Source organism: Verrucomicrobiota bacterium, assembly GCA_016200005.1.
Classification (GTDB): domain Bacteria; phylum Verrucomicrobiota; class Verrucomicrobiia; order Limisphaerales; family PALSA-1396; genus PALSA-1396.
The window spans coordinates 1-19,159 of record JACQFP010000007.1; the positions used below are offsets into that span (position 1 = coordinate 1).

At 56.0% G+C, this 19,159-nt stretch carries 11 protein-coding genes; 7 read left to right on the forward strand and 4 right to left on the reverse strand.

From position 1 onward, the window contains the following. Nucleotides 1-240 precede the first annotated feature (240 nt). Complete coding sequence (locus tag HY298_02630) at nucleotides 241-1,656, reverse strand: PQQ-binding-like beta-propeller repeat protein (GenBank protein MBI3849175.1); 1,416 nt, start codon at nucleotides 1,654-1,656, stop codon at nucleotides 241-243. 6 nt (nucleotides 1,657-1,662) lie between these two features. Then, entirely contained in the window at nucleotides 1,663-3,393 is a 1,731-nt protein-coding gene (locus tag HY298_02635) for a thiamine pyrophosphate-binding protein (GenBank protein MBI3849176.1), read from the reverse strand. A gap of 302 nt (nucleotides 3,394-3,695) precedes the next feature. Here HY298_02635 and HY298_02640 point away from each other — a divergent pair, with 302 nt between their 5' ends. Then, nucleotides 3,696-5,156 carry a rhamnulokinase gene (locus HY298_02640; protein ID MBI3849177.1) on the forward strand — a complete coding sequence of 487 codons (1,461 nt, stop codon included), beginning with the start codon at nucleotides 3,696-3,698 and terminating at the stop codon, nucleotides 5,154-5,156. Nucleotides 5,157-5,532: 376 nt separating this feature from the next. Here the strand turns inward: HY298_02640 and HY298_02645 are convergent, their stop codons facing one another. Beyond that, entirely contained in the window at nucleotides 5,533-7,017 is a 1,485-nt protein-coding gene (locus HY298_02645) for a sigma-54-dependent Fis family transcriptional regulator (protein MBI3849178.1), read from the reverse strand. 97 nt (nucleotides 7,018-7,114) lie between these two features. Beyond that, nucleotides 7,115-8,329 (reverse strand): type II secretion system F family protein, encoded by a 1,215-nt coding sequence (locus HY298_02650; protein MBI3849179.1) that lies wholly within the window; start codon nucleotides 8,327-8,329, stop codon nucleotides 7,115-7,117. 471 nt (nucleotides 8,330-8,800) lie between these two features. Between HY298_02650 and HY298_02655 the strand changes: the two genes are divergently transcribed. From HY298_02655 to HY298_02680, 6 genes are all read left to right on the forward strand, one after another. Beyond that, the gene (locus HY298_02655) at nucleotides 8,801-10,030 is read left to right on the forward strand and encodes an outer membrane beta-barrel protein (protein MBI3849180.1); all 1,230 of its coding nucleotides are present in this window, start codon (nucleotides 8,801-8,803) and stop codon (nucleotides 10,028-10,030) included. Nucleotides 10,031-10,493: 463 nt separating this feature from the next. After that, a complete protein-coding gene (locus HY298_02660; protein ID MBI3849181.1) occupies nucleotides 10,494-11,723 on the forward strand; it encodes an outer membrane beta-barrel protein in 1,230 nt (409 codons plus the stop codon). A gap of 746 nt (nucleotides 11,724-12,469) precedes the next feature. Beyond that, the gene (locus tag HY298_02665; protein MBI3849182.1) at nucleotides 12,470-13,744 is read left to right on the forward strand and encodes a TolC family protein; all 1,275 of its coding nucleotides are present in this window, start codon (nucleotides 12,470-12,472) and stop codon (nucleotides 13,742-13,744) included. A 12-nt stretch (nucleotides 13,745-13,756) separates the two neighbouring features. After that, entirely contained in the window at nucleotides 13,757-14,707 is a 951-nt protein-coding gene (locus HY298_02670; GenBank protein MBI3849183.1) for an efflux RND transporter periplasmic adaptor subunit, read from the forward strand. 22 nt (nucleotides 14,708-14,729) lie between these two features. Next, a complete protein-coding gene (locus HY298_02675) occupies nucleotides 14,730-17,930 on the forward strand; it encodes an efflux RND transporter permease subunit (protein ID MBI3849184.1) in 3,201 nt (1,066 codons plus the stop codon). A 21-nt stretch (nucleotides 17,931-17,951) separates the two neighbouring features. After that, on the forward strand, nucleotides 17,952-18,506 hold the full coding sequence (locus tag HY298_02680; protein ID MBI3849185.1) for a transporter: 555 nt from the start codon (nucleotides 17,952-17,954) through the stop codon (nucleotides 18,504-18,506). Nucleotides 18,507-19,159: the final 653 nt, after the last annotated feature.

Here is a 19,159-nt window from a genome sequence, read left to right on the forward strand (position 1 = left end):
CCCGCAGAGCCCTATCCTCCGCTGAAGCGAGGACACTTTGCGCCTCAGCAACGCACCCCTCAAGTAAAACAGCAGCGGCGCCCTCATCATTCCAGCTTTGCTCGCACAGCCCTCTCCAACTTTGCTCGCACCACGACAGTGATAATTCACTCTGGTCGCCCATCGCCTCGGGCGAAATGCGGGACTGTGAAGGGATTGCGGACACCATTCAACGCTCGTGATGGTGGCACAGCGTATGTGTTACTTGCCGAAGGCATAAAAATGGTCGGCAGTGCGGACATAAATTTTTCCGTCCGCGATGGCCGGGGTGGCCATGACCTGGCTCTCAAGATTGTTTCGCGCCAACACATTCAAGGTTTCACCGGCGGCCATGACCAGCACGATGCCTTGTTGCGACACGAGATAGATTCGCCCTTTTGCTGCCACGGCAGATGAATAGTAATCGCCCGGCGCGCCTACGCGTTCGTCCTGATAAAAGGGTTTGCCGTTCTTCGCGTCGTAGCACGAAGCGAGGCCGCCGTTCTTCATCGTGTAAAGCTTGCCGTCGTAATACAGCGGCGAAGATACGTACGGAAGACTGCGCGTCACTTTCCAAGCGATGTGCGTCTTCGTGATGTCGCCGTGCCCGCCCGGACGAATGGCCAGCAGCGCATTGCCGGCTTTGGCGAACATGTCGGCCATCCCCTGCCATTCCTCGCGCGTGACCTTGCCGTCGTGGTTCACGTCGATTTGCGAGAAGCGATCGCCCACCGGCCCGGCGGGCAATTCAACCTTGGTGAACTTGCCGTCCTTGTTCTTGTCGTATTGCGCGACGTAATCGTCGAACGGCGGCATCGTGAAGCGATCGCCCGCGTCCGCACCAATATTCCAACTCGCGCTGAACAACAAATCGTCGCCCGCGGTGGGTGAACTGCACGCCACGCGAGAAGTGCCGGCCACCGTCCAAAGCTCCTTGCCGTTCTTCAAATCGTAGGACTTCAACCAAAGCGAGCCGGGCAACACGAGTTCTTCCGTTTCGCCATGACGCCAGACGAACGGCGTGGCGAAACCGCGACGAAACTCCGGTCGCTCCGTCATCCAAATTGTTTTGCCGGTGCGCTTGTCCACGGCGAGCAGATAAGCGCCGAGGTCCTGATCGCAATTTAAAATCAGCAGGTCGCCTTCGACAATCGGTGAAGAGCCGGCGCCCCATTCAACTTCCGGCGTCTTCAACGGCTTTCGCCACTGCTCCTTACCGTCGCAATCATACGCCAGCAAACCGAACGAACCGAAATAGACATAAACGATTTTACCATCGGTGGCAGGCGTCGGTGTGGCGGGATTGCCCAACGGATGCGTCGTCTCGAATTTCGCGACGGGTGCTTTTTGGCGCCAGAGAATCTGTCCCTTTTGTCGATCGATGCACAGCGTTTCCAGTTTGGATTTGTCGAACGTCGTCAGGAAAATGCGATTGCTCCAAAGGCAGGGTGAGGAATTGCCCGACGCGATTTCAATTTTCCAAACCACATTTGAGGATGGGCCGAAACGGATGGGCGGGTCGCTCTTTTCGCCAATGGCCGAACCGTTCGGACCGCGGAACTGCGGCCAGTCGGATTCGCCCATTACGCCGAAATCAATTATCAAGACCAAGGCAAAGGCGAGGATTAGTTGCTTCATGACTTGTCACATCGAAACCGAGCCTTTTCGGAAGTCGGTTTTCCCAATGATTGCGTTGATGATGAAGGGAGTTCCGTTTCTAGAGGATTTCTTCGCTTCAACGACCGCCGCCTTGAAGGCGTCCAGGTTTTCAACGCGCACGCCGTCTGCGCCGAATGCCTTCCCAACGAATTGATAATCGCTGGACGCGAGATTCATTGCGCAGTCGCTTTTCAAAACCTCGACCTGATCGCGCGCAATTTGACTCCAGCACGCATCGTTGCCGATCACCGACATGACCGGCAGCTTGTGGCGGACGAACGTGTCATATTCCATCAGGCTGTAAGCCGCGCTGCCGTCGCCGTAAACGATCCAGACATCGTGGTCCGGAAAAACAAGCTTCGCGCCCAACGCAAATCCTCCGCCCACACCCAGCGTGCCGAACGCGCCGGGGTCGAGCCATGAAAGCGGCTTGCGCGGTCGCAGTGTGTAGGCCGAGGTCGCGACGAAATCGCCGCCGTCGGCAACGAGAATGGTTTTGTCATCCAACGCAGGATCCAGTTCGCGAAAGAGTTTAAGCGGGTTGATGCCGCGATCCGTCGGCGCGTTGGCTTGCGCGTCGATGCTCGCTTCGCGCTTAACGTCACGGGCGCGCAGTGTTTCGATCCAGCTTGAGCAATTGCCTCGAAAGCTACGCGCAAGGGCGATCAGGAAATCCTGCGGGTCGGCGTGAATGGGGAGGGTCGGTTTTTTATTCTTCGTCAAATCCTCCTGGCTGCGATTGATGGAGATGAAGTGCCGTCCGCCGATATGCCGGCCATAATCCAGCCGGAAATCGTTCGGCACACCGGCAAGGATTATCAAATCGGATTCCTTGATGGCTTCCTTTCGGTGATGGCGCATCTGAAGCGTGTTTTCTCTGCCAAGCAAACCTCTGCCCATGCCGCTCAGATAAACCGGGAGGCCGAGTTTGCTGACCGCCGCAGCGAGTTCATTTGCTTTCTGCGGATTCATCATGGCGCCGCTGCCGACCAATAATACGGGCCGTGCGGCAGCCCTCAGTTTGGGAATCGCTCCCTCAATCTGCGAAGAAGAATGCGTCGGATAAGAAATGTTCGACAAAGGGTTTTCAAAACACACCGCATCTTTTCCGGCAAACAGGTTCTTCGCGTGCCGGTTGACATACCACTGAACAATCCTGTCCCGGAAGCTTTTGGGAGCGCCGTCCTTGCTCTTCGCGCCGTACCAACTGCGGACGAGTTCCTCGTCATACAAAGTGTCGATCGGACATTCGACAAACACTGGGCCGGGAACTCCTTGCTGCGCCATCACAAATGCTTTTTCCAAAGTCGGAACAATCTCCCTGACCTTAGTAATCCCAGCCGCCCATTTCACGTTCGGCTTCATCAGCGACATCTGATCGATGTCCTGCAACGCGCCCCGACCTTTCAGCATGGTGGCGGCGGCGCCGCCCAATAATACGAGCGGCGATTGCGCGAGGTATGCGTTCCGCACGGCCGTGATCGTGTTGGTCAAGCCCGGACCCGCCGTGACCGTTGCCACTCCGGGAATTCCGGTGAGGCGTGAAACCGCATCCGCCGCAAACACGGCGTTGACTTCGTGGCGCGTATCGATGACCCGGATGCCGAGATTCTGCGCCGCCACAAAAATGGGCGAGATATGACCGCCGCAAAGTGTGAATAAAAACCTGACCCCCTGCTTTTGCAATACGCGCGCAATGATTTCGCCGCCGTTCATGTAACCAGTCGTTCGTGTCAATGTTCAGGCATGTTTGGAATCCCCGAGAGCAAGCCCGCCGGAGCAAAGAGCGTCAAGCTGTATCTCGACAACGCCGCAGTGAGATCCAAACTACTGTCACGAACCGGAGGCCGCCCTGTTCAGTTTCGGTACACGTCGGACACTCCGACAACCTCAAACTTGACCCAATCACGCTGCCAAAACCATGCGAAACACAGCAAACACCCGTACCAGTCGCTGCCTTGAATTGCAGAAATCCGCGGCTGCAGCAGGGCATAAAATCTGCATCCCTTTCAATGCTTATGAGTAACAATTTCTACATTGCCTGCGAGCTTGGCGCGGATACCGGTCGGATCATGTTGGGCAGCCTGCACCAGGGCAAACTCACGATGAGCGAAGCCCGCCGTTTCCAGAACCTTACCGTCAAGGAAAATGGCTCGCTTCAATGGAACATCCCCCAGTTATACCAGGAGACCCTGGCCGGCCTGCGCGGCGTCGGCGCTTATGAAGAACCCGTCGAAAGCATCAGTTGCAACTCGTGGGCGGCGGATTACCTGCTCTTTGAACAAGATGGTTCATTGATCACGCCGACCTTTCATCATCACGATCCCCGCTCCGACGAGGGAATGAAGAATGTCTTCTCGAAAGTACCGTGGGAAACCATTTACGAAGAAACCGGCGTACAACAGAGGTCGATGAATACGCTCTTCCAATTGGGTGCGGAGAAGTCGCGTCGTCTGAACCACGCTCAACTCATGCCGGTCGCCGATGGGTTCAATTATCTGCTGGCAGGTGTCCCGCGTATTGAAATGTCCCTGGCCAGTCCGACCCAGCTTTACAATCCCGTCACCAGGAATTGGTCAGACCGCTTGCTCAATGCCCTTCGGCTGTCGCCGAACCTGTTCCCGCCAGTCGTGCGGGCCGGCACGGTGCTCGGAGCGCTCCGCCCGGAAGTCGTCAAGGCGACCGGGTTGGAGGACGCTCAGGTCGTCACGTCCTGTTCGCACGAGATCGCCGCCGCGCTGGCCGGGCTGCCCATCGACAAAGGCGAGAGCTGGGCTTATCTGCGCACCGGCTCGTGGGCGGTCATGGGCACCGAGCTTGACGAACCCATCATAAACGACGCCAGTCGGGAAATGAAATTTACCAATGAGATCGGCTACGGCGGTTCGGTCCGTTTCTCCAAGCGCGCGGTTGGTTTCTGGATTTTGGAAGAATGCCAGCGCTTCTGGATGGCAAAGGATCGCGCCCTGGACAGTGACATGCTCACGCACCTCGCTGGTTCCTCAACCCCGTTCGAATCGTTGGTCAACCTGGCCGACCCGCGGTTCCTCGCGCCGGGCGACATGCCGCTGAAGATCCAGGCGTTCTGCCGGGAAACCAATCAAACCGTTCCGCGCAAGCCCGGTCCCATCATCCGCTGCGTGCTTGAAAGCTTGGCCTTGTTGTATCGCAAGACGCTCTGGGAGATCGAGTCGCTTACCGGCCGCGAGATTACGAGGCTCTACATTCTTGGCGAACCCACCAACACCTTGTTGAATCATTTCACGGCCAATGCGCTGCGGATTCCCGTGGTCATCGCTCCAACCGACGCCACCTCGATTGGCAACGTCGTGGTTCAAGCCCTCGCCTTGGGTCACATCCGGTCGCTCGACCACGCGCGGGAGATTGTGCGCAATTCCTTCAAGATGGAAACCATTGTCCCGCACGCCGTCGCCTGGGATGCCGCTTACGACCGGCTCGCCGAAATCTGTTCCGCCTGATCGGCGACGACCCCATCCGTAACCATGCGAGGCCGAGGACGGCCTCAGCTTTACTGCACGTCCGCAGATCCAACAGACCGTCCAAAACTGTCGAGGTGCGATGCAGCCGCCGGCGTGAGGAGGCGGATTCCCTGACAAATCGCAATCTTCTGTGCGCCTCCTTGCCTTGGTTACTCTTGAAGGGGCTGTTGGAGCGGTTGCCAAAATAGATTTCCGGAAAGAAACACGCAAACCACTCACCCGGTCTTCGACCACGCTCTCCCCATCGGATGGGGAGAGGGACGGGGTGAGGGGCTATCCGGAAATTAATTTTGGCAAATAGTATAGTCAGGAGCCGGAGGTCAGAATGGTTCCCAAGCACCTGAGAATTTCCGGCTTAAGACTCTGAAACATCCTCGGAAAGTTTTCGATACAAGGTGGCAAGGCTGACACCGAGCAGCAACGCGGCTTTTTCCTTGTCGCCACCGGTTTGAGCGAGGGTGCGGTTGAGGAAGGCCAACTCTTGTTCGCGCAAAAATGTTTTCAGCGGAACACCCGGTTGCGCGGCGGGTGACTCCGGAGCCGCCAGAAATGTTGTGTCGTGCGTATTGCTCAAGGGATACAGCGCGGTGGCCGGAACGTCTGGCAACGTCAAGGTGGCGGATGACAATTCCACTGAGGAAGCGGCGATCTGGTCTTTGGTGAGATTCTTCAATAGGGCGGGGGGAAGATCGGCGACTTGTATGATGTCCGCTTCGCACAACGTGGCGGCGCGTTCGATGGCGTTCTCCAGTTCGCGAACGTTGCCTGGCCTATCATAAACGCAAAGGACATCCATTGCCGGGCGCGTGATTTGAAATGGCTTGCCGGTTCGCGGGTTGACCTTGTTTTTCAAGAAATGGGCGACGAGCAACGGAATGTCATCAATGCGTTCGCGCAGACTGGGCAGCGGGATCGGAATGACATTGAGCCGGTAATAAAGGTCTTCGCGGAAGCTGCCGTCCTTGACTTTTGTCTCAAGCGGCTCGTTGGTGGCGGCGACCACGCGAACGTTGACATAGGTTGGGGTGTTGTCGCCGACGCGGCGCACTTCGCGTTCCTGCAAGACCCGCAACAAGCGGCTTTGAAGCATGGGCGACATGGAACCAACTTCGTCCAGCAGAATGGTGCCGCCGTCGGCTTCGTGAAAAAGACCTTTCTTATCGTTGATTGCGCCGGTGAAAGCGCCTTTGCGATGACCGAACAGCTCGGACTCCAGCAGGTTTTCCGGCAACGCGCTGCAATTGACCGGCACAAACGGCGCGAACTGGCGGTGGCTGTTATAATGCAGGGCGCGGGCCACCAATTCCTTGCCGGTGCCACTTTCACCGAGAATGAGAATGGTGCTATCGGTGTCGGCCACGCGCTCGATCAACTTGAAAACCGATTGCATCTTGGGCGCGCTGCCGATGATCTGGCTGAATTGATATTTTTTCTTGAGTTGCTTGCGGAGGTAAAAATTTTCGGAGATGGCCTCGTTGTAGGAGAGGGCACGTTGCACACAGAGTTTGAGCTCGTCCAGCTTGAAGGGCTTTTCGAGGTAGTCGTAGGCGCCTTTCTTCATCGCCTCGACCGCGGTCTCGATCGAACCAAAGCCGGTGATCACAATGACCACGGCCGGGGGATTGAGGGCACGCGCCTTCTGCAAAATCTCCATGCCATGAGCGCGGGTTTTGTCGAAGTAAAGATCAGTGATCACCAGTTCGGGCGAGTGCGTCTGAAGCGCGGCGATGGCGGTGGTGCCATTGGTGAAGGGAAATACTTCATGCCCTCCTTCGCGTAACATCTCGGTGACCATCTGGAGCATGGTCAATTCGTCGTCCACGAGCAATACTCTGGCCATTGCGGGGAAGCTAATTCAAAAGTGCTGGGATGGGCAAGCAGGATTGTGTTCCGGGGTTTCGCCGCGGTCAGTCTGCAGCGACGAAACCGCAACGTCACTACTTCCTCTGCGGGCTGACGATGTCGCTCAGTTTGAAGATCGGCAGGAACATGCAAATGACCATGCCGCCGACAATCACGCCCAGCACCACGATGAGAATCGGTTCAATCAGTGCGGTCAACCCGGAGAGCGTCGTCTCAATCTCTTCATCCAAAAAGTCAGAGATGCGCTCCAGCATGTCGTCGATTTTTCCGGTCTGTTCACCAGCCGTAATCATGCGGATGATCATGGCAGGAAAGATCGGGTGTTTTCCTAGGGCCACCGAAATGCCTTCACCGCGCTCGATGTCTCCGGCGGCGACTTTGATGGCTTTTTCCATGATGACGTTGCCGCAAATGTTCGCGACGATGCTCAGGACTTCCAGGATCGGCACGCCGCTGCGAACCAGCGACGCAAAGGTGCGCGTAAAGCGGGCGAGGCAGATCTTGTGTGCGATGGACCCGAAAATTGGCAGTTTGATGCGTCGGGAATCCCAGAATTCCCGGCCGGCCGGCGTCTTGATGAAATAAAACCAGGCGTACACGATGCCGCCGCCGCCGAGCAGGATCACCAGCAAATAATGTTTCACGACATTGCTGAGGTTGATCAGGAATTGTGTGGGCGCCGGTAACTTCGCGCCAAAGCCACTGAAGATTTCGCCGAAAACGGGCACCACTTTGACGAGCAGGAAGATGGTGATTCCAATCGCCACAATCGTCACTGCCGTGGGATACATCATGGCGGATTTGATTTTTTTGCGCAGCCGGGCGCTGTTTTCCAGATAAGTCGCCAGCCGGGCCAGGATCGTCGCCAATAACCCGCCCTTCTCGCCAGCCGCCACCATGCTGACATATAGCCGGCTGAAGGCTTTGGGATGCTTCTGCAAGGCTTCGGAAAAACTGTCGCCACCTTCCACGCGCGTGCAGACGTCCTTGATGACGTCGCGCATGACTTTATTCGTGGTTTGCTCGGCCAACCCTTGCAGCGAGGTGACCATCCCCAGACCGGCATCGATCATGGTGGCCAGTTGCCGGGTAAAAATCACCAATTCGGCCAGCGAAACGCGGCCGCCGCCGGTTTTTCCCTTTTTGCTTAGTTTTTCCTGAATGGAAACCACCAGGAGATTTCGATTCAACAACGCCGAAATCGCCGCCTGCTCAGAACCGGCTTCCACCGTGCTGCGGATTTCGCGGCCGGTGCCAGTTTCGCGCGCCACATAAGAAAAAGAAGGCATAACAATTACCGTTCTGGTTGATAATGATTCCCGCAATACATTGCAAGCACTAGCTTGATTTGCGTTCGCATAAATTCAGTTACCATTTTCGTCGGTCATGCTCTGTCCAGATGAATTCTTTTTTTGCACACCGCACCATGATGCAAAACAGGTGGTGGCACCGGAGCACCATTCCGATCAAAAAAGCATTTCCTGTTCCGGTGTGCCGAACACAGCCCTCCCAGCAGACACGACCACCTCCAAAACGTCGGCTTTCGAGTAGAAAGGATGTGGCCCGCTATAGAACGGCAAAACTGCGCGGAAAGCCGCACGGGATTCGAAATGAAAATAGTTGAAAAATACTTGTTGTCAAACCAAAGGCTTTCCCCTAGATTCGCCGGCAAATGCACCATTTTGGTGCACGGGTAAACTGTGTTTACCCCCCAATGCATATAAAAACAAAACAGAACCAACAACATCGGAGGAACCAAAATGAAGTTTAATAAATGGACACTAGGTCTGGCCGCTGTCGGAGTGGTCAGTCTCGCCTCTGCAGTCAAGGCCGAAGAAAGAGCGAGCGCGGTGATGACTGCGCTTTCTTCCACAACCCTGAGCGGTTACGTGGATACTTCGGCACAGTGGAACATTGGTAACGGCAACGAAAACAGTCCACCGTACAAATTCGGAGGCCCCGAAAAGGCCGATGGGTTTAATCTGAACGTGGTCCAATTGAGGCTGGAAAAGCCATTGGATGAATCCGAATGGGCAGCCGGATACCGAGTGGACCTGTGGTTTGGACCCGACGCCAACACGCTCAACACCCAAAATGGTGGATCGACCACGGCCTTTCCAGGCCGCGATTTCGCGGTCCGCCAGGCTTATGTCGCCCTGCGCGCCCCGGTGGGCAACGGCATCGACTTCAAGGTTGGTGTGTTCGACAGTATCATCGGGTACGAGTCGGTGGAATCGCCGAGCAATCCCAACTTCACCCGTTCTTACGGCCATTCGATCGAGCCGCAAACTCACACGGGTGTCTTGGCGAGTTACCGGTTTAGCGACTTGGTTAGCGCCACCGTGGGTATTGCCAATACAGTCGGACCGATAATCAACAATCGCGCCTTCGATGTCCCCGGCGATACTGACCGTAACAAGGCAGAATCGTATAAGACCTACATGGCTTCCCTCGCGTTCACGGCGCCAAGCGATTGGGGATTCTTGTCGGGCTCTTCGCTGTATGCGGGCATTGTCAACGGTTTCAATGACAACGAGGTCAGCAGCGACTTGGATCAAAACACAACCAGCTACTACGTTGGTGCTACTCTGGCAACTCCGATTGCCGGGTTGCGGCTTGGCGGATCGTTCGACTTCCTCGACGTCCACAATTCCAACGATCAGGCATGGGCGATCGCGGGTTATGCTTCGTACCAGGCAACGGAAAAGTTGAGTTTGCATGCGCGCGGCGAATACCTGCGCGACAGCACCAGCAACAATGGCCCCATGCTGTTTTCTCACCTATCTTCCAAGAACCAACCCAGAGTGTTGGCACTCACGGGCACGATTCAATATGACCTGTGGAAGAACGTGATCAGCCGGTTGGAAGCGCGCTGGGATCATTCCTTCGAAGGCGAACAATTCGGTGCCGATGGATCGCACGAGAATTATTTCGCCGGCCACAGCGATAACGCCTACGTCCTGCTCGCGAACATCATCTACAAGTTCTAAGCTGGCTTGGAACCTTTGATGCCCCTTCTGAGAAAATCGGAAGGGGTTTTTTTATTTCCGATTTCCACTCTTCCGATTTCCACTTTTGTTTGAGGAATCGTATCCGCGCGGCACCTCTTCAGAAGGTTTGGGTGCCAAAGCGAAATTGACCGTTGAGTCAAATCAACAAGACCTGTGGAAATTTGACCGATCTGTCGAGAAGTGCGCAATGGTTGTTGGCTTCAAAAAGAAAGCCAAAAATAGAATTCATTGAAATCAAAGGTGTTAACACCTTTTCGAATTTGCTGGCATGGCTCCTGCCTAAGCCGGTTCGTGCATTGTTGGTTCCCTCGGTGATGAAAGCTGGGACCGCGTGTGTCCAAAGCCGTGGCCCAGCTTTCATCGGGTTTTTGAGTGTGCCAGCGACACAACTTTGCGTTCAGTGAACAAACAAAAAAACAACCAGCATTGGAGGAATCAAAGAATGAAGTTTAATAAATGGACTTTGGGATTGGCCGCGGTCGGAGTGGTCAGCCTCGCCTCAGCCGTCAAGGCCGAGGAGAAAGCGAGTTCAGTGATGACCGCGCTTTCTTCGACCACTTTGAGTGGTTATGTGAATACGTCGGTCAACTGGTACATAGGCAACAGCACCGCGGGCATCCCGGGTCGTGCCTTCGATGGCCCAGCTCAAAAGCAAGATGGTTTCAACCTCGACGTCGTTTCACTCACGCTATCGAAGCCGGTAAGTGAAGGCGATTGGGGCGCGGGCTATGTCGCCCAAATGTGGATGGGGCCAGATGCGGTTGGTTTCAACACCTCCTTTCCCAACGCCGTTGGCGCGGGCGGTGACTTTGCTATCAAACAAGCCTTTGTGGATCTCCATGCGCCGCTTGGCAACGGGCTTGACATCAAACTCGGCCATTTCAATTACATCGGCGGCTATGAAGTGCCCGATGCCGGCGATAATCCGAACTACAGCCGGTCTTTTGCGTGGACGATGGAGCCCGCCAGTCACACCGGCTTATTGCTAACCTACAAAGTCAACGACGCGTTGAGCCTGATGGCCGGCGTAGCCAATACTTATAACAACGGCGTGAACTGGCGCGGGATGCGGGCCGGTGCGGCTGCTCCGTCTCAAACCGAAAAGACTTACATGGGGATGTTCATGCTCACCGCGCCCGAGAGTTGGGGGTGGCTCAAAGGCGCCACATTAGCCAGCACGATTGTTAACGGTCTGAACAATGCTTCCGGCAGCGGCGGGAGCGTTTTGAGCGCGGGGCATATCACCTGTTGGCAAATCGGTGGAACGGTGCCAACGCCCGTCAAAGGATTGAGCTTCGGTGCTTCCTACGATTACATGGACGGCGCCCCTCTGGCGTTCGCGGCGGCACAGAACAAATCCGCATACGTGAATGCGGCGACGTTTTACGCAATGTATCAGGCCACGGAGAAGCTTAAATTGAACGCCCGCGCCGAATACACCAAAACCACGAGCGGTTTCTGGTACGCACCGACGGCGACCAGCGATAGAGCGGAGTTGTGCGGCCTCACCGGAACTATTGATTACTCACTTTGGAAAAACGTGGTCAGCCGACTTGAAGCGCGTTGGGACCACAGCCTGACCGGGGATAAGCCGTATGGCGGAACTCTTGCCGCACCCGGCGGTTACAAAGATGCCGTGACCCTCGTCGCCAACATCATCTACAAGTTCTAGGTCTGGCTGGTTCTCTCCTGAGCCCCTTCCGAGAATTCGGAAGGGGCTTTTTGTTTTCCAAAGGAAAATCGGTTTTGTGTCGGCACCCCGAGTAACTTGCAGCGACTGGGACAATGCGACGGTCGCATAGTTGACAAATACCCTCAGCCTTGGCAGTTTGGCACTGGAAACCAGTTATGACGTGTCTGCAAAAAACAAAACTGACGCCCGCCATTCGCGCCTGCGCGATGACAACGCTGGTTGTTTGGCTTGGCGCGTTGGTGCTTTGTTCCACTGATTGTTTCTTTGGGGACTCTCATTGCCAGCCAAGTCATCACGACGAACAAACGGCTGCCTCGCACCACGACCACGACCAAGCGCCCGATTCCGATAACCACTCTGGCCACGATGATTCAGTCTGCGATTCTCTAAAAACGCTTGTCCCCACAGCGAACCACAATGCCCTTTTCAAACCCGATTTTGGTTTCTGCATTTTAGGTTTTGTCTCGCCGTCGCACGCGTTGATGGTTGCTCAAATTAAAACGCCTGTTTCCCGCCAACCGCCAGACCGCGATTGGGTGTTCAGGCCCGAAGTGTTTCTTGGCCCGGCGTTCCGCAGTCTCGCTCCGCCGGTTCTTCTTTAAGCGAAGTCAATAGCGCGTCCGTGCGCTCTTGATTCGCTTCTCCCGTTCGTTCCGTGCCACGTCACGGAAATTTTCCGTCCACCAATAAAACGATTTTGTCCGAAGCCGATTGAAAAACAAATTATGTCGAAACTATTGCCACTTTGCGTCCTGCTGTTGAGCGGTCTGAGCGCGTTTGCCGAGCCGCTAACAACCAACCTCACGCCTGAAATTGCCGTGGCAACGGCGCTGGCCGACAACCGCGACGTCATTGCTGCACGCTTTGCCATCCGGCAGGCGGAAGGGCGGCTCAAGCAGGCCGGGGGGCTATGGCCCAACCCGGAATGGGAAACCAGGCACGGCTCGGACGCGGCTTTCGCCAACGAAGGTGAATACGATTTTTCCACGGGTTTCAAACAACGCTTCCCCATCACCGGACGATTGACGAAAGCCAAAGCTGTCGCGCGCGTGGATGTAGCGATGGCGATGGCCGAGGTGCGCAATCAGGAACGATTACTCGCAGGCGAAGTGTTGAGCCTCTGTCGCGGACTGCTCGTCACGGAAGCAAAGCTCAAAGCAAATCAAGAAATTCAGAGCACCATTCAAAAACTCGTCGAGGTTTCAGAAAAGCGGTTGAAAGTGGCGGAAGTTTCCGCCGCCGATGTGAACCTGGCGAAATTGGAATTGCAAAAACTGACCCTGGCGCAAGCCGCGCTTCTCAATCAACAGGAAATCGCGACGACCGCACTTAATCAATTGCTCGGACGCGAGCCGAAGACCTCGTTGCAGATGTCTGGCGCGCTCGAGGCCGAGTTTGATACCAATACAGTCGCAGACATTTCGCGCCAAATCCTGGCCCGTCGGCCCGACCGCCAGTTGGCGGCCCTTGGCATAGACCGCGCGGGAGCGGAAATCAAACTTGCTCGCGCGGAGAAGTGGGAGGACTGGACGGTGGGTTTCGATTACAGCCACACGGTGGACAAGTTCGTCGCTCCTGTAGGGACAAAGCCTGACAACTTCCTGGGCGTTGGTGTTTCGATTCCACTGCCCCTTTGGAATCGCAATCAAGGACGAATCAGCGAAGCGCAGGCCACGCAGCAACGGGCCGAAGCCGAATTGAAGGCGCTGGATTTGCGCATTGCTGCGGAGACGCAAACGGCGGAAAACCAAATGCGCCGCCTGCTCGGCATCCTTCGTCAATATCGCGAGGACTCCATCAAACTCGCAGAGACAAATGTTTCCCTGCTGCAAAAAGGCTACGCGGATGGCCTCGTCAGTATCACGGCGGTAATACAGGCGCAGCAGCAGTTCAGCGATCTCCATCTCAATTATCTGGAGGCGTTGGCTGAATTCGAGCGCGCCCTGTCGGACTGGCAGACCGCAACCGTCTCCGTTCCGCTACATCAAATTGAAAAATAATTTCCACACTTTATGAAACTGAAAACAACCCATTGCGTTTGGCTGGCAGTCCTGCTCGTCGCAGCCATTTCACCACAAAAACTATTTGGCCACGGCAAACAAATCGAAGCAGGTGGTGGAGGCGGAGGGCCGGTCACATTGACCAAGGCGCAGCAAGAGTCCATCGGCCTGCAAACCGACAAGGCGGACTTCCACTCCATTGACACCATTTTACTTCTGAACGGCAGCGTGAAGATTGATCCCGACCGCCACGCCCACGTCACCACGCGCATTTCGGGTCGTGTCGAACAATTGTTCGCGCGCGTCGGCGACCGCGTCGAGAAGGGTCAGAAGCTGGCCGCGATCCAATCCCGCCAACTCGGCGAACCGCCACCAACGGTTGAAGTAATCGCGCCGGTCAGCGGCGTGGTCAACGAGCGCGGCGTCAGCTTGGGCGATGCAATCGAGCCGAACACGGAACTTTTTCACATCGTGGACCTCTCGAAGGTCATCGTGATAGCGCAGGTCTATGAAGAAGACGCGGCGAAAGTGAAGCGAGAACAGACCGCGCGAATTGCGGCGTTGAGCTATCCGACAAACGAATCCACCGGCACAATTACATTCGTCGGTCTGGAACTTGACCCGGAGCGGCGCACGTTGCCCGTCTGGTTCGCGGTGGACAATCCCGACGGCAAATTGCGCGCTGATATGTTCGTCAAGGCCGCTGTGGTGCTCGCCACAAATTCCGACGTGCTCACCGTTCCGAAATCCGCCGTGATGTCGGATGGAGGCGAGAAATTCGTATTCGTGCGCACCGGCGACACATTCAACCGTGTGGATGTCCAGACCGGCGCGGAGGATGACCGCAACGTGGAAATCAAAGATGGCCTTGTGCCCGGCGACGAAGTGGTCGTGCAAGGGCAGCGTGAAATTTTCACCGCTTGGCTGACCGGCGGAAAGAAGCCGGCCGCTGACAAGGATTGAAACGCGACCAAAGCGAAATCGTATGTTCAACAAACTGATTCATTGGTCGCTGAACAACCGGCTGCTTGTTGTGGTTGGGTTGGTGGTGTTTCTCGTGGCCTCGACTTACACGACGTTGCACATGCCGGTGGACGTGTTCCCCGAGTTCGCGCCACCGCAAGTCGTCATCCAGACCGAATCGCCCGGACTTGCGCCGGAAGATGTTGAATCGCTGATTACGTTTCCAACGGAGAGCGCCGTCAACGGAACTCCCGGCGTGGATAAGGTTCGCTCGCAATCTTCGGTCGGACTTTCGACCGTCGTCATTGTTTTCAAGTGGGGCACGGACGTGTATGTGGCGCGGCAGTTGGTGAACGAGCGCATCCAGTCGGTGCGTGACCGTTTTCCAGCAGGCACGCAAGCGCCGGTGATGTTACCCATCACATCAGCAGTCGGCTGGATGATTAAATACAGCCTCGAAAGCGACACGCGTTCGCCGATGGATTTGCGCACGATTTCCGACTGGCAAATCCGACCGCGCGTTCTTGCACTCAGCGGCGTCGCCTCGGTCGTGAGCATCGGCGGTGAGGTGAAACAGTATCAGGTGTTGCTCAATCCTGACCGCATGAGTGCCTATCATGTCAGCGTGGCCGAAGTGCGCGAGGCGCTGGCAAAAGCCAACGTCAACGTCCCTGGCGCGTTCCTGCAATCGCCCGGTCAGGAATACATCGTCACCGGCACGGCGCGTATTCAATCACTCGATGACGTGCGTGACACAATCATCAAGTTCGTCAAAGACACACCGATTTTTGTCCGCAACGTGGCCGAAGTGAAATTCGGCGGCGAAATTAAACGCGGCGATGGCGCGCTCAACCTCAAGAACGCCGTCATCGGCACAATCTCGAAAGCCTACGGCGCGGACACGCTCGCCACGACCTACAAGGCGGAGGCAGCGTTGCGCGACATTCAGAAGCAGTTGCCGTCGGACGTGAAAATGAATATGCAGGTTTTCCGTCAGGCGGACTTCATCGAAGGCTCGATTCGCAATCTCAAGTATGCGCTCCTCGAAGGTGGTATCATCGTTACCTTGGTTCTGTTCGTCTTCCTCATGAATTTTCGCGCGTCGTTCATCAGTTTTCTCTCCATGCCCGCGTCGCTCCTGGCGGGCGTGATGATTCTGAAATGGTTCGGCGTCAGTCTCAACTCCATGACCATCGGCGGTCTTGCCATCGCCATCGGCGAGGTCGTGGACGACGCCATCATCGGCGTGGAAAATTGTTTTCGCCGCCTGCGTCTCAACCGCGAATCGTCAAATCCAAAGCCCGCGCTCGACGTGGTGTTTGAGGCTACTGCGGAAATCCGAAACTCGGTTGTCTATGCGACTTACATCGTCGCGATTGTGTTCCTGCCGATCTTCTTTTTAGGTGGGCTGGAAGGCCGCATCTTCACGCCGCTGGGCATCGCCTATCTCGGTTCGCTTATGTGCTCGCTCATTGTCGCGGTCACGGTTACGCCCGCGCTCTTTTACATCATGCTGGGCAACACGAAGAAAGAATTGCGCGAAAGCTTCGTCGCACACTGGCTGAAAAAATACTACGAACGATTGCTGCACTTCACCTTGCGGCACGTCTGGCCTGTCGTCATTGCGGCGTTGATTCTCGTCGGCGTGGCCGTGGCGTTGATTCCGTTCTTCGGGCGTTCGTTCCTGCCGGAGTTTCACGAGGGCAATTTCATCGTCGTGCAAAGCACGTTGCCGGGCACTTCGCTCGACGAATCCATGCGGCTCGGTCAACTCGTGCGGCAGAAACTCCTCAGCTATCCGCAGGTCGTTTCCATCACGCAACGCGCGGGCCGCAGCGAACTCGACGAAGATGCCCAGCCGCCGAACTTCAGCGAGTTCGACGTGCAACTCGACTATGACCGCGACAAAAAAATGCCGCCCGATGAATTGTTGCGCCGCATCCGCGCCGACCTGGCGGAAATTCCCGGCGCAATCTACAACGTCGGCCAGTTCATCTCTCACCGGATGGACGAAGTGCTGTCGGGTGTCCGCGCGCAGGTTGCCATCAAGATTTACGGCGACGATCTGAACGTGCTGCGGCAACAGGGACAGAACATTTTGAAGATCATGCAGAGTGTCAAGGGGGTTGAGGATTTAATGCTGGAACAGCAGATCAACGTCCCGCAACTCATCGTTCACGTGGACCGCGAGAAGGCGAGCCGCTACGGAATCAAACCGGGCGAACTGGCCGAGACGGTCGAGACCTTGCTCAATGGCGCAACGGTCTCGCAAGTGCTCGAAGGCCGGAAATCGTTCGACCTGTTCATTCGCTTGCAGGACTCCGCGCGCAACGATGCCAAAGCCATCCGCAACATTCTCGTGGATGCGCCCGCGCTCGCGAAAGATGGGGATGCGAAAATTCCATTGCGCCAGGTCGCGCAAGTCGAGTTTGAGGGGAAGCCTTATTTCATCAATCGCGAGGACGTGCAGCGGCGCATCGTTGTTTCGTGCAACGTCGCCGGACGCGACCTCAATAGCCTGATTGCCGAGGCGCAAAAGAAAATCAGCGAGCAGGTCACGCCAAAACTGCCAAGCGGGTATTTCATCCAATACGGCGGCCAGTTCGAGAGCCAGCAGGAGGCGCAACGCATTTTGATTCTGTTCGGCATTGGCGCGGTGGTCGGCATTTTCCTGATGCTGTATCAAGCCTTTAAGACGGCGCGCGAGGCGTTGCTCGTGATGCTGAACCTGCCGTTGGCGCTGATCGGCGGCGTCATCGCGATTTATTTCACGGGACGCGACTTGAACGTGCCCGCAATGATCGGCTTCATCAGCCTGTTCGGCATCGCTTCGCGCAACGGCGTAATCCTTGTCAGCCACTACAATCAACTTCGCGCCGAAGGACAATCCTTGTACGACACGGTTGTCCACGGCTCGCTGGACCGGCTCAATCCCGTGTTGATGACCGCCGCGACCGCCGCGCTGGGCCTTGTGCCGTTGCTTTGGGGCAGTCCGACCGGCAAGGAATTGGAACGCCCGCTGGCGCACGTCATTTTGGGTGGCCTGTTCACGTCAACTTTTCTGAACATGGTCCTGATCCCGACCTTGTATAACAAGATTGAGGAAATTCGTGAACGCCGCCGGGTCAAAAAGTCCGGCGGGCAAAAACAATCTGAAGCAGGAGAGGGAACGGTTGACTCTCCGGCTTCAAAAGACAACAGCAAACAAAAACCAACCGATTAACCAAAACCAAAAAAGAAACGTATGAAAACAACTGTATTGATCACGTCCCTGCTGGCCGTCGCAGTCAGCGTCTGGCTCGTGCCATCCGCTTTGGCGGCGGAGAAAGAACATGAACACGAAGGTGGCAAAATGAAAATTCCCGACACTGCTGCGGGTATTCTCAAAGAAGTAAAAGAGCACGAGGAGGAGCTCGGAAAAATCATCACCGACAAGAAGCTCAACAAAGTGCATGAAGTCGCCTTTGAAATTCGCGACCTCGTCAATGCCCTGCCGAATAAGTCAAAAGACCTCCCCGCCGACAAGTTGAGCAAGGTGAAAGCGAACGCCAAGTTCGTCGCTTCGCTGGCAGACCGGCTCGACAAATCAGGCGACGCCAACGACCAGGCGGGAACTGAGACGAACTTCAAAAAGCTCCAAGACCTTTTGAAACAAATCCGGGCACTTTATCCGGACAGTGCTTCCAAATCGTCTGCCGCAGCAACGGTCCAATACACTTGCAAGATGGACAAGGAGGTGGTTCAGGACAGGCCCGGCAATTGCCCCAAGTGCGACATGAAGCTGATAGCAAAAAGTTGATGCCTACGCATTTACGTGGCTGTATCCGGCGGGGGCTGGCGCATGGTAGCGCGCCAGCCCCCCTTCCGGCAAAACCGGAAGGGGTTTTTGCTTTAGAAATTAAGCAATCGTCGCGGGTTTTTTCTCACGTTGCACGTCCAATTGATATGCTCTGATGGTTTGCCAAGACTTAAAAACGGTAATGTCTGATTTGGCCGCAGGATTGAGTTGAAGCGGGGCTCAAGTCAACTCCGTCTGCTTTTCCGGCCTGGCTTCGCGTTGCGCTTTGGCCAAGGGATTAACTTGCGGCGATACGTTTCCCGTTGATGCTTTCATGGCCACGGGTTGGTCCGTACGCGCGGCCACCGCGCCAACTCATGGATTGACTTTGATGGAACGGCTTCCTAAACGGAGCGCCTCCAAGTAGCGGGAGAGCAATTCCTCCTGGACGGGACGAAGCCGGGCTTTCTTGCTCATCTTTGTCATCCATTCGCGCCACTCATCACCGGCATAGTCGGCCGGATCGTAAAATTTATGACAGCGTGCGCACTTGGCCCCATAGAGTTTTCTGGCGCCGGCTATTTCCTCGTTCGAAAGCCCCGCTGCTCGACCGCGATCATCGGCTTCAGGCGGCAGAGCCGCAGCGGCTCGACGGCCAACCGGTGCGGAGCTTT